General features: G+C 63.4%; 12 protein-coding genes and 2 pseudogenes. 7 read left to right on the forward strand and 7 right to left on the reverse strand.

Annotated elements, in window-relative coordinates:
* Window positions 1-183: pseudogene (locus tag NFW30_RS11280) on the reverse strand (hypothetical protein); the annotation flags it as partial.
* Window positions 184-597: 414 nt separating this feature from the next.
* Here NFW30_RS11280 and NFW30_RS11285 point away from each other — a divergent pair.
* A complete protein-coding gene (locus NFW30_RS11285) occupies window positions 598-1854 on the forward strand; it encodes a site-specific integrase (protein WP_295372091.1) in 1257 nt (418 codons plus the stop codon).
* 86 nt (window positions 1855-1940) lie between these two features.
* Here NFW30_RS11285 and NFW30_RS11290 read toward each other — a convergent pair whose 3' ends face one another.
* From NFW30_RS11290 to NFW30_RS11315, 6 genes are read right to left on the reverse strand one after another with little or no spacing between them, the layout of a single operon-like run.
* A complete protein-coding gene (locus NFW30_RS11290; protein WP_295355196.1) occupies window positions 1941-5006 on the reverse strand; it encodes a DEAD/DEAH box helicase family protein in 3066 nt (1021 codons plus the stop codon).
* Window positions 5003-6067: a macro domain-containing protein gene (locus NFW30_RS11295; RefSeq protein WP_295355195.1), complete on the reverse strand. Its 1065-nt coding sequence runs from the start codon at window positions 6065-6067 to the stop codon at window positions 5003-5005. The genes NFW30_RS11290 and NFW30_RS11295 overlap by 4 nt, the downstream gene beginning before the upstream one ends.
* Window positions 6068-6082: 15 nt before the next feature.
* Window positions 6083-6724: a DUF4433 domain-containing protein gene (locus NFW30_RS11300; protein WP_295355193.1), complete on the reverse strand. Its 642-nt coding sequence runs from the start codon at window positions 6722-6724 to the stop codon at window positions 6083-6085.
* Window positions 6725-6726: 2 nt separating this feature from the next.
* On the reverse strand, window positions 6727-8634 hold the full coding sequence (locus tag NFW30_RS11305) for a site-specific DNA-methyltransferase (RefSeq protein WP_295355191.1): 1908 nt from the start codon (window positions 8632-8634) through the stop codon (window positions 6727-6729).
* 14 nt (window positions 8635-8648) lie between these two features.
* Window positions 8649-9410: a DUF4391 domain-containing protein gene (locus tag NFW30_RS11310; protein WP_295355189.1), complete on the reverse strand. Its 762-nt coding sequence runs from the start codon at window positions 9408-9410 to the stop codon at window positions 8649-8651.
* Window positions 9407-12604: a helicase-related protein gene (locus NFW30_RS11315; protein ID WP_295355187.1), complete on the reverse strand. Its 3198-nt coding sequence runs from the start codon at window positions 12602-12604 to the stop codon at window positions 9407-9409. Before NFW30_RS11315 ends, NFW30_RS11310 begins: the two co-directional genes overlap by 4 nt.
* A gap of 323 nt (window positions 12605-12927) precedes the next feature.
* Here NFW30_RS11315 and NFW30_RS11320 point away from each other — a divergent pair, with 323 nt between their 5' ends.
* The 6 genes and pseudogenes from NFW30_RS11320 to NFW30_RS11345 all read left to right on the forward strand — a co-directional run bounded on the left by NFW30_RS11320 (window position 12928) and on the right by NFW30_RS11345 (window position 18253).
* Window positions 12928-14094 carry a hypothetical protein gene (locus tag NFW30_RS11320; RefSeq protein ID WP_295372094.1) on the forward strand — a complete coding sequence of 389 codons (1167 nt, stop codon included), beginning with the start codon at window positions 12928-12930 and terminating at the stop codon, window positions 14092-14094.
* 198 nt (window positions 14095-14292) lie between these two features.
* Entirely contained in the window at window positions 14293-14544 is a 252-nt protein-coding gene (locus NFW30_RS11325; protein WP_295355183.1) for an AlpA family phage regulatory protein, read from the forward strand.
* A gap of 9 nt (window positions 14545-14553) precedes the next feature.
* A complete protein-coding gene (locus NFW30_RS11330; protein ID WP_295355181.1) occupies window positions 14554-14865 on the forward strand; it encodes a CHC2 zinc finger domain-containing protein in 312 nt (103 codons plus the stop codon).
* Between the two features lie 272 nt (window positions 14866-15137).
* A pseudogene (locus NFW30_RS11335) lies at window positions 15138-17027 on the forward strand (DUF3987 domain-containing protein).
* On the forward strand, window positions 17020-17442 hold the full coding sequence (locus NFW30_RS11340) for a hypothetical protein (RefSeq protein WP_295355179.1): 423 nt from the start codon (window positions 17020-17022) through the stop codon (window positions 17440-17442). Before NFW30_RS11335 ends, NFW30_RS11340 begins: the two are co-directional and overlap by 8 nt.
* Window positions 17429-18253: a hypothetical protein gene (locus tag NFW30_RS11345; RefSeq protein WP_295355177.1), complete on the forward strand. Its 825-nt coding sequence runs from the start codon at window positions 17429-17431 to the stop codon at window positions 18251-18253. Before NFW30_RS11340 ends, NFW30_RS11345 begins: the two co-directional genes overlap by 14 nt.
* Window positions 18254-18481: the final 228 nt, after the last annotated feature.

Genomic DNA, 18481 nt, shown 5'->3' on the forward strand with positions numbered 1-18481 from the left:
CACCCCGGAATAGCTCGGGACGGAGAGGCTTGAATAGGGCGGGACGTAACAGTTGGCACGGCAGACGCGCAGGGCCAGCATGTGCCTGGCGTTTTTCAGTTTCCACCAGGCACCTGCCCGCTTAAGACGGTCCTGGATGACGTAACGGTGTGCCCTTTCGACTTCGCCGGACCCTATTGGCAGCTTGGCCATGAGCGCGTCTCGATAGTTGAACTGCCCCCGTCACATCCTCGACCACTCGCAGCCAGTTATCGGCGCTTCTTGACCGCCATTGACACACAGCGACAAGCAGATCACCAAGGTCGTCTATCAGCGCGTCGGCAAACGGGTGAAACCAACAAAGTAGCCGGGGTTGCGGAAATGGGGCGATTTCCAGGCAATGACAAGCGGTAACAGGATTCGAAAACCCAACCAGTAATCAGCACGTTACTGGCGGAGAGGGAGTCCGCCTGTTAGCAGTCCAGGATGATCCCACAAAGTACGCAAAGTACAATACATAACAAAAACATACAGAATGGACGCGTCCAAGATGGTCCTGTACAATCCCGCCAAATCCAGCTACATTTTGATAGTCGTTTTGATAGTGGGACGGATGGTATGGCACGCCAACAGCAACGACTTTCTGCACTGCAGGTCAGCAAGCTCACCAAGCCTGGGCTGTATGGCGACGGTGGCGGTTTGACGCTCCAGATCACCGCCACGGGCGCCAAGTCGTGGCTGTTTCGCTACATGGTGGCCGGCAAGCCGTACGGAATGGGGCTGGGGCCGACGCATACCGTGAGTCTGGCTGCCGCGCGGCAGAAGGCGCTGGACGCACGGAAGTTGCTTGTCGACGGCATCAATCCTTTGGTCGCCAAGAAGCAGAAGAAGATCGCCGCCGCGCTGGCCGCCGCCAAGATGATGACGTTCGATCAGTGTGCCGATGCCTACATCCAGACACACAAGGCGGGCTGGAAGAACGCGAAGCACGCGGACCAGTGGACCAACACCCTCAAGACGTACGCCAGCCCGGTGCTGGGCCATCTGCCGGTAGCCGATGTCGACACGGGTCTGGTCGTGAAGTGCCTGGCAGCCATCTGGGAGAGCAAAAACGAAACGGCCAGCCGCCTGCGCGGCCGTATCGAGTCCGTGCTGGACTGGGCGACCACCAGTGGTTACCGCAGCGGCGAAAATCCTGCCCGCTGGAAAGGGCATCTGGAGAACCTGCTGGCCACCATCAGCAGGTCCAGTCGGACGCGCAACCATCCGTCGCTGCCGTGGCAGCGCATTTCTGCCTTCATGGCGGCTCTGCGCGCACGAGAGGGGGTATCGGCGCGAGCGGTGGAGTTCTGCATTCTGACGGCGTCCCGATCGGGAGAGGTGCGCGGCGCGCGATGGGCCGAGTTCGATCTCGCGGGCAAGGTGTGGACGATACCCTCCGAGCGCATGAAGGCGCGGCGCGAGCATGAGGTTCCTTTGAGCGATGCCGCGTTGGCGTTGCTGGAGTCGATGCCAAGGGATGGCGAGACCGTCTTTGCCGGCATGAAGGGGCAACCGCTGTCGGATATGTCGCTGACTGCCGTGATCCGTCGCATGAACGGCGATGACAAGCCGGTGTGGGTGGATGCCAACGGCGACGGTGTGACCGTGCACGGTTTCCGCAGCACCTTTCGGATGTGGGCGGCGGAGACGACGAACTATCCGCGCGAAGTCGCCGAGCACGCGCTGGCGCACCAGTTGCCGGATGCCGTCGAGCGTGCCTATCAGAGAGGTTCGCACTTCACCAAGCGTGCTGCGCTGATGGCGGATTGGGCCGCGTTCTGCATGACGGTGCTGCCTGATGCGGTCGTCAAGCCGATTCGCACAGCCGCGTGATCGAGCGCTCCACATCTAGTGCGACAAGCGGCTGGCTGCCGGTCGCATTTCATGGGTGCCCCGCCGGTGTCGGTGTGGGCGCGGGTTCAGCGCTGCCTTTGTCCTGAGTCCGTCAGGACCAGCAGCTCGTTCAGGGTACGGACCACCGCAAAACGCGCGGGGTTCTGACCGACCGCCAGAGCCTTGAAGTGCGCCTTGCCGCACTCGATTTTTGCGCTCTCCCGGTCCCGCAGGTCTTCGGTGAACAGGCTGTACTTTGTCTCCACGACGAAGTACAGGTGCTCGCTGCCGTCGGTGTCCACCAGCACGGCCCAGTCGGGGTTGTAGGCGCCGAGAGGAGTCGGCACCTTGAACCAGCCTGGGAGCTTGGCGTACACTTTGATCGCTTCGTTCTTCTCCAGATCGTCGGCGAAGCTGCGCTCGGTGTCCGATTGGTAGACGACCTGTTCGTGGACAGACTTGCTGGCGGCGATCATCGAGCTGAGATAGCCGGACAGCTCCTCGGCGTCGAAGAGCTGCTGCGCGTAGTAGACCGCGTCGCCGATGCGCTGGTACTTGATTCCGTCCACCAGGGCCATGCGCTTGGCTCGGTTGATGATCTCGGCTGCGACTTCGATGAACTTCTGCGGATTTCGCCTGAAGTCATCGAGCCGCCCGCTCTCGACAAGAATTCGGCAAATGCTGCGGCGCGTGAGTGCGGTCTTGTCCTGCAGGTCGGTCAGGATGTCGGGGAGTTCGATGTCGCCTTCGTCGAGCGTCACTGGGGCAGAGGAGACCGTCTCGACCGTGTCCACGCCGGAGCGCGCAATCGCTAGGTTGGCCTTGTGCCACTGGAGGCTGGCGCTGGTGATGTTCTGGGCGGTCGCCAGCGCCGTGATGCACGTTTGCAGCAACTTCTCATTGTCGAACTGCACGCGGTAGGTCGTCCTGTGCTTGATGCGATCCCAGAGCGTCTTGAAGTCCGCCCCGTGCAACACGGCCTGGCGCGTTCTCACCTGTATGCGCTGGTCGGCGTTCCTGATCTCCAGGCGCCCGGCCAGCTTGCGGAGGATCTCCGTCACTTGGGGCTGCAGGGCGGCAAACGGCTCGGGCAGGGTCAGGGTGCCAGCCTTCAGCGCAGTGCGCAGCGCATCCTGCACCTTGCCCTGCGCATTCACGAAGCCGGCGGCCTTCAGGTGCTGCCACAGGACCTTGGACTGATCGAATCCCAGCGGCGCGAGCCGGCCATCGCCGCCGGCGACGCCGACTCCCGCGAACTGGTGGGTCTCCACGATACCGAAGCGGATGCCGGTTTCGTCCTCGATCTCCTTCTGGAGATTCTCGGCGAACTGTTCGTAGCTCTCGGTCGCGATCACGGTCAGCGTGTTGATGTCGAAGCCGCGCAGGCGCTCCCCGTGCTGGTTCACGCACAGCCGCAAGCCGCGTCCGATCGTCTGGCGACGCTGCTGCTCCGAGGCCATCTCGCGCAAGGCGCAGATCTGGAAGACGTTCGGATTGTCCCAGCCTTCGCGCAGCGCGGAGTGCGAGAAGATGAACTTGAGCGGCGTGTCGAGGCTCAGCAGCTTTTCCTTGTCGCGCATGATCAAGCTGTAGGTGTCGTCGTCGGCCTGGGTGTTGCCCTTGGTATCCTTATAGACTTCCAGCGTCTTGCCGCCGACCTTCTTCCGGTCGATCGAGAAATAGCCGTCGTGCACCTTCTCGGCCGCGGTGGCGAGGTCCACCTCCTGGAACAAGCTCTGGTAGTCGGGGTGCCTCGCGAGGCGGCGATACTCTTCCTCGAAAATCCGCGCGTAGTCGCCCTTCACCGGGTTTCCCGCGGCGTCGTAGTGGCGATACTTGTCCACCGCGTCGATGAAGAACAGGCTGAGCACCTTGATGCCTTGCGGACGGAGTCGCTGTTCCTTGTCCAAGTGCTCCTTGATCGTGCGGTGGATCATCTGGCGCTGCACCGCCTGCGCGTCTACGTCGCCGTGGGCTTCCCCTGGGCGGAGGAATCGCTCGCCGCCGGGAAAGCGCAGCTCCATGAACTGGTCGTCCCTGGCATCGCGGATTTCCTGCCCGATGAGGTGATCGCGGTAGATCTCCCGCCGGGTCACCTCTTCAAGCTTGTCGAGCGGCGCGACGGTGACCGTCTGCCGGGCGACGCCGTGGACCGTGGCGACGTCCACTTCCACTCGGGCGCCGACCACGCTCCTGCCACGGGACAGCGGCGCGATGAAGCGCACGTAAGGCTTGTTGTAGCCACCTTGCAGCGAGGCCGCAGCGACCTCGATCTGCTTCACCAGCTTGCGTTCGTAGGCATCCACCGCATCGAGCCTGAAGAGCATGTGGTGCGCGTGCTTGGGCGTTGCCGAGTAGCGCAGGTTGCAGAGCGGATTCATCCGCTCCATCGCCTGTCTGCCCTTGCCGTCGAGGCCGCCTTCGACGCTCTGCGGTTCGTCGACGATCAGGATCGGGCGTGTCGCGCGGATCAGGTCGATCGGCTTCTCGCCGCCGGTCTTCTCGCTGGCGCGATACATCACGTTCTTCGATTTCTCGCGGCGCAGCGTTTCGTCGGTTTCCTCCACCTGGGCCAGATGCTCGTCGCCGAATTTGTTGATCGCACCGACCGTCATGACCATGATCTGGATCTGCGGGCTGGTGGCAAAGTTGCGCACCTGGCCGAGCTTTGCCGAGTCGTAAATGAAGTGGTCGAACGGTGCGCCGGCGTAGAGTCCCTTGAGGTGCTCTGCGGCGGTCCGGATGGTGTGGTAGACGCCTTCCTTGATGGCCACCGAGGGCACGATGATGATGAACTTGGTGAAGCCGTAGCGTTTGTTCAGCTCGAAGATGGTTCGCAGGTAGACGTAGGTCTTGCCGGTGCCGGTCTCCATCTCGACGGTGAAATGGAAGTCGCGCGAGGCAAGCGAGGGGGAAGGCGCAAGGCCGTGGCGAAGCTGGACGGCGTGGAGGTTGGCCAACACTTCGTCATCGGGCAGCGAGAGGCGGTTGCCGATGCCGAGGTCGTTCTCGAACATCGCCATTTGCCTGCTGGCCGCGTCGCGCGTGACGGTAAACTCGGTCCGGCAGGTCTCCTGCCCGCGAAACAGGTCGCACACCGCATCGATGGCCTGGAGCTGATAATCGAGGTCGGGCTCGAAATGAAGCTTCATTGCACCCTTTCCGCATCCAGAGGCGCAACCCAACCCTGTTGAGTCAGTACGTTCACGGCGATGCCGATCTGGCGCGGTGAGAATTGCCGCTGCTTTCGTGCATTCCAGGCATGGGTGCGGGCGACGGCTTCTTCGCGGGTGTTCGCGGCTTCATGGTGCATGACCCAATGCACGGTAGACAGAAGCTCCAACCCGAAAGGCGACTCGAAGCCATCGACCAGCGCAGCCACCCGGTTGAAGCGGGCGCGTGTAGCGTCGTGTTGCGCGAGGAAGGCCGTCGCATCGCCGATGGCTCCGGGAAGCAGCGACAACGGTTTCTCCGGCGTGTCGCCGCCGTCGGCGTATCCAGAAAGGAGGTGTCCCTCGACGGCGCGCAATACATGGCCCAGATTCTCCGCGTAAGGACCGTAGTGCCCCGGCGTGAATCGCAGCCGCAAAGGCTCACCGGCTTCCTGCATGAAATACATCAGCTTGTGGACCTCCAGCAGGGTGATGAAGGGGTCCAGCAGCCCGCGGAGATAGCGGTGCGTTAGCTCGACCAGTACCGCACGGCCAGGGGACATGGCGGGTGCTGCGCGGCGGTGCGTCATCGCGTCAGGCAGCGGCGCCTGTCGCGGCGCATAGACGCGCACGCTGACGTCGCCGAGCGGCCGCAGGGCCGCTTCGATGCGTGGTCTGACCTGCGCCCAGTCCAACCCTCCCAGCCCGCTGCCGAGCGGCGGGATGGCGACCGAGCGAATCTGCTTCTCGCGAATGACCTGCGACAGGGTCGCCAGTCCCGCCTCGATGTCCTCGATGCGGCTCTTGCCGCGCCAATGGCGTTTGGTCGGAAAGTTGATGATGTAGCGCGGCGGGGCTAGCTGTCCGGTTTCGAACACGAACATCCTTCCCGGCTGTACCTCGGCGCGCCGGCAGGCCGCCGCGTAGGCGCTGAAGTTCTCGGGGAAGGCCTCCTTGAACTGCAACGCGATGCCGCGGCCCATCACGCCGACACAGTTTACGGTGTTGACCAGTGCGTCGGCTTCGTCCTGCAGCAGATCTCCGATTCGATATTCGATCACAGGTTTCCTCCCTGTTCAGTAGTACCAGCTCCGACGCACTTCGACGGGTGGTCGATGGTCGTTCGCAGGCAGCGCCTGCATCACCTGCTGATGGATCGCTTGCGAATGGACCCCGATACGTTCGACGAGCTGCCACGGAAAACGATTTTCGAGCAGGAACTCGGCCTGCTTGCCTTCCTTGCACTGCTGCCAGTTCGTTGCGTAAACGGCGCTCCAGTCGATCTCGTGCAAATGGGCAAGATCCCCGCGGTCCTCGAAGTAGTACGAGCCCGCGTTTGACAGCGTGAAAGCCCAACGCTGGCCGTGCTCGTTGGCCCAGGTGACGACTGTTTGCAAGTCCGCTTCCAGATGGATGATCGGCTCTTGGCCGCCACAGTAGCTCAGATCCGGATGATTGGCCCGAGAGATCACGAAGAGCATCACCGAACGTGGACAAAAATAGAACGGCACGCAATCCCCGACGTGTAAGTCAGGATGGCTGCTCAATGGCGGTCCCTTCAGGCGCCGCTGTTTGATGGCGCTCATGCCAATCGTCGTGCCACTCGGCGCGCGCCGGTCCATCTCCGCGTCGCACCACAGGCAGCCATCTGCCACAATGGAAGCGAGCCGGTCCACGTGGACGATGTGGTAGATCTTGGGCTTCGCCGGCACGGGCATGTTCACAGGCTCCGGACGGTTTTGAGCCCGTGCTGCTGGAGAATGGCGGTGAGGTTGGTCTTGGCCACGTCGTCCGCGAAAGCGCTGTCGCGAAAGACGACGGTCGTTTCACCGGCCGGCTGCAAGCTCTGGTGCCACGCCACCAAGCCCAGTGCCAGCGGTTCGACGTCGGCCTGCGGGATGGCGGGCGACAGGCAGACGAGCAGCGAGCCGCCGCCGATCGAGTGGATGACATGCGCCTGGCTGGCGCTTCCTGGCACCTGTTTCGTTTCGATCGGGACGCAGAGGTCGAGACCAAGCTTGAGGAGCAGTTCGAAGAGGATGTCCTGCTCGGTGCGGTCGGGCTTTAGGTGGTCGACCGAGTCGAACAGGGAATCCGGAAGCTTGTTGCGATCGGGTTCCCAGGCACGGATGTTGCTGCTGGCGAGCTTGAACACACGGAAACCGAGGTCGCCCGCGAACAGCGGGTTGTCGTCACGAATCTTCGTCCCTGCCCGGCGCAGGCGTTCCTTCGTGAGATCCGCGATCGTCTGACTGCTATGGTCGCCCGTAGGTTCAGGAAGCTGAACCAGAATGCAGCGCCTGTTACCGTTGTCGCTTGCGTTGATGGTTGCGGCAGCATGGCCCGTCGTACCGGATCCAGCAAAGAAATCGAGAATGATGTCATTGTCCGCTGCGTCGGTCCCGATCCGAATCATCCTCTCGATAAGCTTGGTTGGCTTCGGCGTGATGAATAGGTCGTCCCCGGCCGCTGCGCCCATAAGTTGGCTCAACTCCTGTTTTGCGTTTCGTGTGCTGCCCACATCCTTCCATGACCAATAGGTCTGGGGCACCACGCCCTGTCGCACCTCGGACAAGAACCGCTTGATTCCTGGGCGATTATCTCCCGAGTCACCCCACCAGATACGATTGTCTTTGTCCATTTCTTCGAACTTTGCTTTGCTGACTCGCCAGTAACTTCCCGCAGGTGGACCGGAAATGACTTTCCCGGTCTTGGTTGTTATCGGATACCGCCCTTGGGCATAGAAGTTGCGAGCCGCCAGATCGCTGAGCAACCAGACACCCCGAGGGTCGTTGTCCGGGTTCTTGTATCGGGCAACCATCGCGTCGGTACGTTCCAAACCGTTCGGTCGCCAAGTCTCCGCTTCCTTGCAATAAACCAAGACGTAATCGTGATCCTCGCTGAAATGGATCGCCGTATTCTTCGGGCCATCCATCTTGTGCCAGATTACAGTGGCGACGAAGTTCTCCGGTCCGAAGACTTCGTCCAGTATCGACCGGAGATTATGGACTTCGTGGTCCGCAATGCTGACAAACATCACTCCATCTTTCCGCAGTAGATTTCGAGCCAATCTTAGCCGCGGGTACAACATGTTCAGCCAGTCAGTGTGGAAGCGGCCGGAGGCTTCGGTATTGGAAGAGAGTTTCCTGCCGCCCTCGCCGGTCTGGCCCGTGAGTTGGAGGTAGTTCCGGATGTTGTCCCGAAAATCGTCCGGATAAACGAAGTCCTTCCCCGTGTTGTACGGCGGATCGATGTAGATCAGCTTGACTTTGCCCGCGTAGCTCTTCTGCAGGAGCTTGAGGACTTCGAGGTTGTCGCCCTCGATCATCAGGTTCTGCGTCGTGTCCCAATCGACGCTTTCGTCCGGGCACGGGCGCAGGGTGCCGGTCGAGGGCGTGAGGGCGAGCTGGCGGGCGCGACGTTTGCCGTGCCAGTTGAGGCCGTACTTCTCCTCGGCGTCGGTGACCGTCCTGTCGCCGACGAGCTGCTTGAGCACGTCGAGATTTACGGCGACACCGTCAGGCCCCTCGGTGATAACCTCGGGGAAGAGTGCGCGCAGTGCAGCGAGGTTCTCGGCCCGAACGTCGGGGGAACGGGTTTCCGGGTCGTCGGCGATCAGCTTTTTCATTGTCTCTTCGGTCTTCATAGTCTGGCGCATGCGGCAACGTGGGCTGCCGCGACACGCTTCAGTTCGAGGTTGATCTCCACGCGATGCGAAATCTGCTTCGCTCTAGCGGCGGCGGCGCGCAGGCGAGCCATCTTCGCATCGAGCTGCGCACATTCCTGCAACGCGTCACGCCGCTGCGCCGCGTGTTCGGCGCTGGCGGCGGCCGCGAATACGCCGGTGACACGCGCCGCCTGCAGCGCCAGCAGGGTGTCGATCCACGCTTGATAAAGTGCTCGCAGCGTGTCGCCCGGCTGCTTGCCGATCGACAGCGCGTCGCAGAAAGTGGGCCACCAACCAGCATCGTCGCGCTGCACGGCCCAGTCGGTGGCAACCACGTCGCCTTCCAGCACCGTCTTGCCTGCTTCGCCGAGTGACCAGCGCTTGTGGGCGGCGGAAAGGCTGCATCGTTCCCCCTGCTCCGTCACCAGCAGCAGCGGATACGGTATCGCGCGGTGCACCAGTTCCAACAATCTCGCCGCGCTGGCGGTGGCATGCAGGCGGAGACGCAGCACCGGGATTTCCAGATACTCGCGCGCGTCGTCGCGATACTCGGCTACGCCAATCGTTGTCGGCTTGAGCGTCGCCAGCCACGACATCTCGTCGATGCCGTCGTTGATCCGTCGCTTGTCGGCAGCCGTCGGCCCCGCGTTCTCCAGCAGCAGCTTCTTGGGTACGCGTCGATCGACGCGACTGCTGGCGGGTAGGTCAAGAGCAGCAATGAGCGCTTCGGCGTTCAACCCGTGGCCTCCGACAGAACGGCCAGCCAGGCGATGACCTCGAAGTCGTTGATACCCGCGAACTCGCCTGGCATGGCGTGCGTGCCGCCCGGAATGAACAGGCTGGCGACGGAGCGCTCTTCGCCCTTGCCGACCACCGAGGCGACGGCGGCGGCCAGCAGGCGCTGCGCCGCACGCATGTCTTCGCCCTGTCGGGTCGCCTTGTCGGAGCGCGCGCAGGCGCCGGCATCGGGCAGTTCTCGTCCGAGGCAGAGCCGCTTCAGCCGGTCGAGAATCTGCTTGGCCTGCGTGTAGGGCAGCAGGACCACGCCGTCGTCGCCTACGTGCACGAGGTACTGCGCACCGAGCGGATAGCCGGCCTCGACGCTGCGCCTGGCTGCCTCGCCTTCGGCGCGGAGGCAGAAGATGATGCCCGGTGCGATCTCGATGTCGGCGGTGGTGGTCACGGCGCCGGTGCCGAGCGGCAGACTTTCCAGCACGCCCGGGTGCGCTTTCAGGTATTGCGCGAGGTCGATGCGGAAATCGGTCAGGGTCAGATCGGCAATGGAAATGCCGGTGGACAGGTCTTCGAGGTCGATCACGGCGTCCTGCAGCTTGAGAAGCTGCTTGCGGCGGTACTCCAGATCGTTCATCGGGTTGCCCGAGTCCTGCTCGATGAGGTTCTCTTCACCGGTGGCGGAAATGTCGAGCAATACCATGCGACCGCTGACCCGCTGCTCGAGGTTGATGTACTCCTCCAGCTCCATGTTGGGCCAGAAATTGACGAGCTGGATGCGTGTGTTGGGCGAGCTGATGCGGTCGATGCGGCCGAAGCGCTGGATGATGCGCACCGGGTTCCAGTGAATGTCGTAGTTGATCAGCCAGTCGCAATCCTGGAGGTTCTGACCCTCCGAGATACAGTCCGTGGCGATGAGCAGATCCAGTTCGCCCTCGATCGCGAGTTCGGCGGGTCGCTCCCTGGCCCCGGGCGCGAAGGCGCTGAGGATCGAGCCCAGGTCCTTGCGCAGACCGGTAAGCGTCGTCTGATTGCTGCCCGTTCCCGTGATCAGCGCCGCGTCGATGGCAAGGCTCGTCTTCGCCCACGTGGCGAGCTGATCGTAGAGATAACGGGCGGTGTCGGCAAAGGCGGTGAAGACGATGATCTTGCGGTTGCCCGGGTTGATCGGATGGCGGCACTTGTGCTCGATCATCGCGCGCAGCTTTGCCAGCTTGTCGTCGCGCGACGCATCAACCTGCGCTGCTGCCGCGTGCAGCGTCGCCAGGCGATTGCGATCCTCGATCAGGTCCTGTCGCCAGCGAATGAGGTCCACGTCCTGCAAGAGAACCTTCACCTTGCGCCCGACGAGCAGACTCTCGAAGGCGGGGTCATCGAGGTCCACGTCCTCGATGGCCATCTCCTCCACCTCGGCAGCGTGATTCTCGATGCGCGCCAGCATGGCCTCGACGTCGCGCAATTGTCGCTGGACAGTGAGCGCGAATGAGGAAACGGCGCTTTCCATGCGCTTGAGCACGTTGACGCGCAGCAGATGGATCAGACTCTCCTCGCGGTCCGCCTGGCGGAAGAAGCCTTCGCCGCCACGCACGGCCGTGCTGTACTTGTCGTCGTAAGCAGCCTGGCGATGTGGCAGGACGTAGCGAAGCGGGGCGTAGGAGGCCAGATTCAACCGGCGAATCTCGCTGTTGATCTCGCGGATCGAACGGAACTCGCCGGCCCGGTCGACGTCGGCCTTGATGTTGATCGGCCGCAGCCGCTCGGGGAAGCGGCCCGTTTCGGCGGTGCCGTAGTACTTCTCGATGTGCTTGCGCGAGCGGGCGATGGTGAGCAGGTCGAGCAGGGTGAAATAGTCGAAGCCGAGCATCTCGATGAGCCGCGAGGGCGTTCGGTCGGCGTCGTCGGAATCGAGCCAGCGGTTGAACTGCTTCTGCGCCAGGCGCGTGGTGGCGTCGATGCTGCCGATGCCGTGATCGAGCAGTGCCGTGTCATCGCCCTCGGTGACGAAGGCGATCTGATTGCGCAGGTCGGCCAGGCGGTTGTTGACCGGCGTGGCCGACAGCATCAGGACGCGAGTCTTGACGCCTTCACGGATGATCCGGCGCATCAGGCGATCGTAGCGGGTCTCGCTGCCCGCGCGCGGTGTCTTCTTGTTGCGGAAGTTGTGCGACTCGTCGATGACGACGAGGTCGTAGTTGCCCCAATTGATGTGCGCGAGGTCGATGTCGCCGGACAGACCATCGTCGCGCGACAGGTCCGTATGATTCAGCACGTCGTAGTTGAAGCGGTCGGGCGCGAGGAAGTTGCGGCGATCGTTGGCCTTGTACAGCGTCCAGTTGTCGCGCAGGCGTTTCGGTACCAGAACGAGCACGCGATCGTTGCGCAGTTCGTGATACTTGATGATCGCCAGCGCCTCAAAGGTCTTGCCGAGGCCCACGCTGTCGGCAATGATGCAGCCGCCGTACCTGTCCAGCTTGTCGATCGCGCCGACAACCCCGTCGCGCTGGAACCTGTAGAGCTTCTTCCAGACCACGGTGTTGTGGATGCCGGTTGCGGACCTGATGATGCGCTCTTCGTCGAGGTCGTCGCCGCGGTCGCGGAACAGATGGTACAGGATGAGGCTGTAGACCAGGAACGGCTCGCGATGCGCTGCGAGTGACTGCAGGTCGCCAATCAGGGCGGTCTTGGCGCCAGCGTCAGGTGCGAGGCTGGACCACTGCGCGTCGAACCATTGACTGAGCAGTTGGGCTTCTTCTTGCGTCTCTGATGCCTGAATCAGGCTCAACGGATTGCCGGGTGTCAGCCCGAGCCCATCGGTGCTGAACGCGAGCGAGCCGAGAAGTGCTTGCCGGGGGCGACCGTCGTCATCGCGCAGGACGAAAGCTCCCTGTGGAACCGCGCCAACGGCCCGGCGTATCTCGGTCTTGTCCTTGAGCCACTGTGCGAGCCGCCTGGCCAACCAACGTGTCTGCAAGCGGTTACGCTCGGCGCGGTCGGCATCCGATCCCAGCACTGCGAGATCCGACGTCGCTGAAGGCAGCAGGAGGCGACATCCCGCCAGTGCATCCAGCTCTCGCCGCATCGCGGAAAAGGCGAAGAGGGAGAAGGCCGGCGTCACAACGTCGAGCTGGCAGCGTGGGCTGAGCTGCGGCCGCAACAGGTCGATGACCCGGTCGGCGCCGCTGTTTCGGATGAGCTTCACGAATCTCGTCCCACTTCAATCTCGCCCGGTCAGGGTGACTGTTCTCATGCTTGCGCGATCTTGCAGGCTCCGCGAGGCAACTCTTGGTTCTCAACAGGCCGCATTCAAGCGGTGACGCTGCATGGCCGCTGTGGTCGCGGATGACGGGCGCCTGCCGGTTGCGAGGGACCCATGCTCGTCCGTCCGGGTTCGCAGCGTGCGCGTGAGCGCGCCAACGTCAAGGACGCAACGTGCTTCCCTCGGAACCCCCGGCGCAAGTGCGATAATGTACCCGAATGTCCAGCACAAGCCCAAGTGGCGGACACCTTGAGGAGGGGTGGCTATTGTCGATTCTTGTAGGCAGGCGCGAGGGCGCATCTGCTGTAGTGATGGAAGGGCGGTTTGAGAGCCTGAGCGAGGCTCTCAAGATATGGTTTCAACGCCCGCTCACCGATCTCCCGGAAGCTCTGCGGCAGCGAGTGGAGCACGAGTTCTTGCCATTCACGTGGGACCTCTTGAGCCCCGGCCAACGTCGCAACTTTGCACAGCAGTGGGATTACAAGAACGATCCAGCCACGGAGCCGGAGCGCCAAGCCGCGTGGGACTTGGTTGCCCGCAGGCTGGAGATCGAAGCCAAGACGAAAGAGTGGGAACGCGCCTGCGCAGGGACGGCAACGGACTTGGCTACGAAAAAGGCGCGACTGACAGAACTGAGAGAAGCGATTGCCAGGATCGATCTAGCGGAGAAGCGCATGTCGGGCAAAGAGCGTAGTGAAAAAGTGCGGCGAGGCGACCTTTCAGACGAGTCGGCGAGAAAAGACGAGGATTTCGAGTACATCGCCTACCCGCGGGCAATGAAGCGACTGCGCGAACGCCTCGGCGCCACGCCGGAAGAAGTGGCTGTGTGGGTTTTCTGGGGCGAGACTCTAGGCGGTCTGGTCGCGTATACCAATGCGAACGAACTGGATCCACCGCCGCGGTTTCATTTTCTTCACACGATGGGTGCCGATTACGTGTCCCCGTTGATGGCATGCTGGTTTCGGCGCGACGACATTGAAGCGTTCGAGCCGGATGAGCGCTACATCACGGGCAAGGCATTGATTGAACGATGGGGCAAGGAACCGGACATTGAGCCCAAAGCCTTCGTGCAGGCGAAGATAGAGGAGTCGCGGTTGCTCGACATGCACCCCAATTGTGGGGGAACGCGAGCGACGTGGCCGGAGCAGGAACCCTGTCCTCCTATGGAGAGTGGCTTGTTCGCGCTCTCGCAGGTGCAGGCGATCGAAGCGGATGATTTTGGGATCGACGCGTCGCCGGTGCCCGATGCCAAACCTGCTGACCACTTGAACCATGACCCCGTTTTGCAGGCAAAGGCCAATGCGATTGCTCAGGAGATGCTGAAGAAGCGCCGCCGATGTGATGTTACACGCGAGAGGGTTGCGGCCACGCTGGCCACAGAGGTGGGGATGAAGGCGGAGACCGTTACGCGGCGGATCCGCAAGCAGTGGTGATTATCGGGACGGCTGCCCAACTGCCTTTTTTGCCCTTCTAACCTATTGTTTCTCAATGATTAAGGCGGGGCCCTTCGGCTACCGCCTGTTTTTTTGCCCGCGCAGAATACTGGCCAGGTGATCCGCTGCAATCCTCAATTGCACGGACAAGGCCACCTAGCAACGCGGAGCACCCGGCCTTGTTCGTAAGGAATGAACATGGCTGAGCAACTCAGGTATCTTCTCCGTCTCAAGCAAATCACGGCCTTCACCGGCATGTCTCGTAGCTGGACCTACGAGGCGATCCGGCGAGGCGAGTTCCCGGCGCCGATCCCATTGAGCGCGCGAGCCGTCGCGTGGGACTCTGCGTCCATCGCGGCTTGGCAGGCGGCACGCATCGCCGGCAAATCCGACGAAGAGATCCGCGCGCTGGTCGCCCAGCTGCACGGCGCCCGCAAAGTCGCGGCATAGGGGGCGGCCATGCGACGCGCGTACCCCACGCGGGGACTCAACCGGCCGGCCTTCGCGTTCCGACGCGACTGGCTGCCCGATGCGGTGACGTACTACCGCGAACAGAGCTTGAAGTTCATCGGCAGAGGTGCTTGGAGATCGGCCCTCTGCCCTTTCCACGCCGACACCACGCCCAGCCTGCGGGTGCGCATCGAGACCGGCGCGTTCCGCTGCATGGTCTGCGGCGCCCACGGCGGCGATGTGCTCGCCTTCCACATGCTGCGCCACGGGCTGCGCTTCATCGAGGCGGCGCGGGCGCTGGGCGCCTGGGAGGACGTGTGATGACTACCGAAACCCCTAGACAAGCGGCTCGCCGGCTAGCGGCGAGCGCGCTGCGCGCGGGCTACGAGCCGGAGGCGCTGCACGAGTACACGGATGTCGACGGCAAGACGCTCTACTGGCGCATCCGCCTCAAGCGCCCGTACAGCGGCGACAAGTGGATACGTCCGATGCGGCGCAGCGGCGAGGGTTACGCGCTCTGCGAACCCGACTTTCCGTATGGCAAGCCGCTCTACCGCCTGCGCGAGCTAGCGGCGCAGCCCAACGACCCCGCGATGGTCTGCGAAGGCGAATGGTGCGCCGATGCGCTCGTGCAGCGCGGGACGTTGACGACCACCAGCGGCGCGGCCGAATCGGCCGCCAAGGCCGACTGGCAGGCGCTCGCCGGGCGGCGCGTGACGATCTGGCCAGACTTCGATGAGGCTGGCCAGCGCTATGCCGATGCTGTAGCGGCAGCGTTGCGGGCGCAAGACTGCACCGTGTTCATCATCGACGTGGCGGCGCTCGACCTGCCGCCGAAGGGCGACGCGGTCGACTGGCTGGCGGCGCATCCGGACGCAACGGCGGCCGACATCGCCGCGCTGCCCGTCGTCGCCACCAGCGCGGCGGTAGGCGCATCGGCTGCCACGGGTGACGGTTGGCCGGAGCCGAAGCCGATCCAGGGGGCACTGCATCCGGTGCCGGCATTTGACGCGCAGATCCTGCTGCCGGAGGCACTGCGCGACTGGATCATGGATGAGGCCGACCGCATGCCCTGCCCGCCGGATTTCGTCGCCGCGGCGGCGCTCGTGGTCCTCGGCGCGCTCATCGGCGCGCGCTGCGCGATTAAGCCGAAGTCGCGCGATTCTTGGCTGATCGTGCCCAATCTGTGGGGTGGCAACGTTGGCCTGCCCTCGGCGAAGAAATCGCCGGCCATCGGCGTAGCCTTGAAGCCGCTCGACCGTCTGATCGCAAGGGCACTGGAAGCGCACCGCGCCGACATCGAAGCCTTCGAGGCCGACAAGACAGTGTTCGAGGCGAGAAAGGACGCCATCGAATCGCGCATCAAGGTCGCGGCGAAGGACGCCAAGAAGGGCGGCGATCTGGACGGTCTCGTCAAGGAATTGCAAGGCCATCGCCAACACGCGCCGGATGCGCCGGTGCTGAGGCGCTACAAGTCCAACGACACCACCATTGAGAAGCTGGGCGAACTGCTGCGCGACAACCCCGCCGGGCTGCTGGTGCTGCGCGACGAACTGGTCGGCCTGATCGCCTCGTGGGACCGCCAGGGCCGCGAAGGCGAACGCGCCTTCTACCTCGAAGCCTGGAACGGCAACGCCGCTTTCGACACCGACCGCATCGGCCGCGGCTCGATCTTCATCCCGAATCTGTGCGTGTCGATCTTCGGCGGCATCCAGCCCGACAAACTGACCGGCTACCTGGAGCACGCCGCGCATGCGCTGGCCAACGACGGCATGCTGCAACGGTTTCAGGTGCTGGTCTATCCTGATCATCGCACCTGGGAGTGGACGGATCGCCTGCCGGCCAAGGCGGCGCGCTAGCGCGCCTTCGTCGTGTTCGAGGTGCTGGCCGACTTCGACCCGGTGGCCTGGGGCGCCGCGCCGGCCGATGACGTCGAGAAGTTCCCGCATTTCCGTTTCGACGACACGGCGCAGGACATCTTCATCGAATGGTCGAGCGATCTGCACGGCACCAAGATGCCGGCCGAGGACCACCCGATCGTCGCGCAGCACCTGGCGAAGTTCGACAAGCTGTTCCCAGCTCTGGCGCTGATCCTGCATCTGGCCGATTGCGCGGCGAGCGGCCGGCGCGGGCCGGTGACGTCGGAAGCCGCGTTGCGCGCCGCCGCATGGTGCGAATACCTCGATGCGCATGCACGACGCTGCTACGGCCTGCTGACCGACGACGGTCTGCGCGCGGCGCAGGCGCTGGCCGACAAGCTGCGCCAGGGCAAGCTGGCCAACGGCTTCACGGCGCGTGACGTGCGGCGTAACCAGTGGCGCAGCCTGACGACCGAGGAAGCGGTACAGGCGGCGCTCGACTGGCTGGAAGACGAGGACTGGCTGCGCGCCGAGGAAGTCGGCGGCACCGGGCCGGGCAGCGGCCGGCGCACCTATCGCTACTTCACCAACCCCCGGATCGGCAAGGGGCACGAGCATGGCTGACTGGCTCGACCGCGTACGGCGCGAACTTGCGTCAAGGGCTGATCGGGGCACTGCCGAAACTGCCGAAAGAAATCCAACGGCAGTAGTGGCAGTACCGCATCCGGGCGACGCTGAAATTTCGCGGGACTCCATCGGCAGTAACGGCAGTATCGCGGCGCCGGAATCCCTGGAAATCGAGGCTGCCACGGACGACGACCGGCGCACCTGCGCACAGTGCGCGAACCTGACCGAACGCGGACTCTGTCTTGCGGCCCGGCGCGGTGACATCGTGGCGAGCCGCAGCTATGAGCCGATGTGCGATCTGCGGCGGCGCTGCGAGGGTTATGTGCCGGGGACGATGGATGTCGACCGGCGGCCGGGGCGTGAGCGGTGGCCGGGACTGATAAAGAAAGGAAGCGACGATGCAGGCCAATGAAGTAGACGCGCTCAGCGAGGGCGCCGTGATTGCGTACCCGGCGGCAGACCAGCCAACCTCGGCGGCGAAGGCGGGGCACTATGAGGCCGTGCGTTTCAATGCGATGAGGCACGGCATTCTGTCGCGGCTGACGGTGTTGGCCCATGAGGATGGCGGCGAGTTCGCCGACCTGCTGGCGGCCCTGATCGAGGAGCACCGGCCGGCCGGCATGACCGAGCGGCATCTGGTCGAGGAACTCGCGGCGATCATCTGGCGTAAGCGGCGAGTCTTGCTCGCAGAAGGGGCAAGGATCAACGACGGGCTGAAGAGCGTCCTGCGCAGCACGACGACACTGGTGCCGGCGGCCGCACCTTTCCAATCGGAACTGTCGGGAGAGCATGTCGACTTGCCCAGATTGCTGGACGCAACGGCCGAGCGAATCGCGGAACTTCAGCAGGAGGCCGAGTTGGACTTGGCGTCAACCCGCAAGGCGGTAGCGATCCTCGCCAAGGGTGGTCCGAATGCCTACGAGAAGGCTCGGCGGGCGCTGCTTCCCGGCTCGCGCGATTGGTGGGACGTCCAGGTCAGTGAGGAGGAGTACCCGGGCACCGTCGAAGGCCTGGCGGAGTTCATTCGTGAATCGCTCTCACCGCTGTGCGTTGGTATGGTGCAGCAGGTGCGGCATGTTGCGGCGATCAAGGCACAGACTCTGGGCGCCGGGTTGCAGGCGCATCGATTGGAAAACCTGAACCGTTACGAAACGCACCTCGACCGCAAATTCGAGCGGACATTGGCCATGCTCTTGAAGCTGAAAGAGCTGCGCGGCGGATGAGACCGGACGCCGTTAAAAACGGCGGAATGCTCGATGTGGCAAGGGATTCGCGCTGATTCACCAAAGGATACGAGGCAAGCTTGCCAAATGATTTCGGCAAAATCGGAGTGCAAGAGAATGGGCGGCAGCGGAAGCGGGCGGGGATACCAAGGCGGCAAGGCCACGACAAACGACATGCGTGTTACGTCCCGCCCTATTCAAGCCTCTCCGTCCCGAGCTATTCCGGGG

This window comes from Accumulibacter sp. (assembly GCF_023806635.1).
GTDB lineage: Bacteria > Pseudomonadota > Gammaproteobacteria > Burkholderiales > Rhodocyclaceae > Accumulibacter.

Coding starts and splice junctions, on each gene's coding strand:
- NFW30_RS11290 (WP_295355196.1), bottom strand. CDS start 5,006: ATGAAGCTTCATTTCGAGCCCGACCTCGATTATCAGCTCCAGGCCATC.
- NFW30_RS11325 (WP_295355183.1), top strand. CDS start 14,293: ATGGCTGAGCAACTCAGGTATCTTCTCCGTCTCAAGCAAATCACGGCC.
- NFW30_RS11340 (WP_295355179.1), top strand. CDS start 17,020: ATGGCTGACTGGCTCGACCGCGTACGGCGCGAACTTGCGTCAAGGGCT.
- NFW30_RS11300 (WP_295355193.1), bottom strand. CDS start 6,724: ATGCCCGTGCCGGCGAAGCCCAAGATCTACCACATCGTCCACGTGGAC.
- NFW30_RS11305 (WP_295355191.1), bottom strand. CDS start 8,634: ATGAAAAAGCTGATCGCCGACGACCCGGAAACCCGTTCCCCCGACGTT.
- NFW30_RS11285 (WP_295372091.1), top strand. CDS start 598: ATGGCACGCCAACAGCAACGACTTTCTGCACTGCAGGTCAGCAAGCTC.
- NFW30_RS11330 (WP_295355181.1), top strand. CDS start 14,554: ATGCGACGCGCGTACCCCACGCGGGGACTCAACCGGCCGGCCTTCGCG.
- NFW30_RS11345 (WP_295355177.1), top strand. CDS start 17,429: ATGCAGGCCAATGAAGTAGACGCGCTCAGCGAGGGCGCCGTGATTGCG.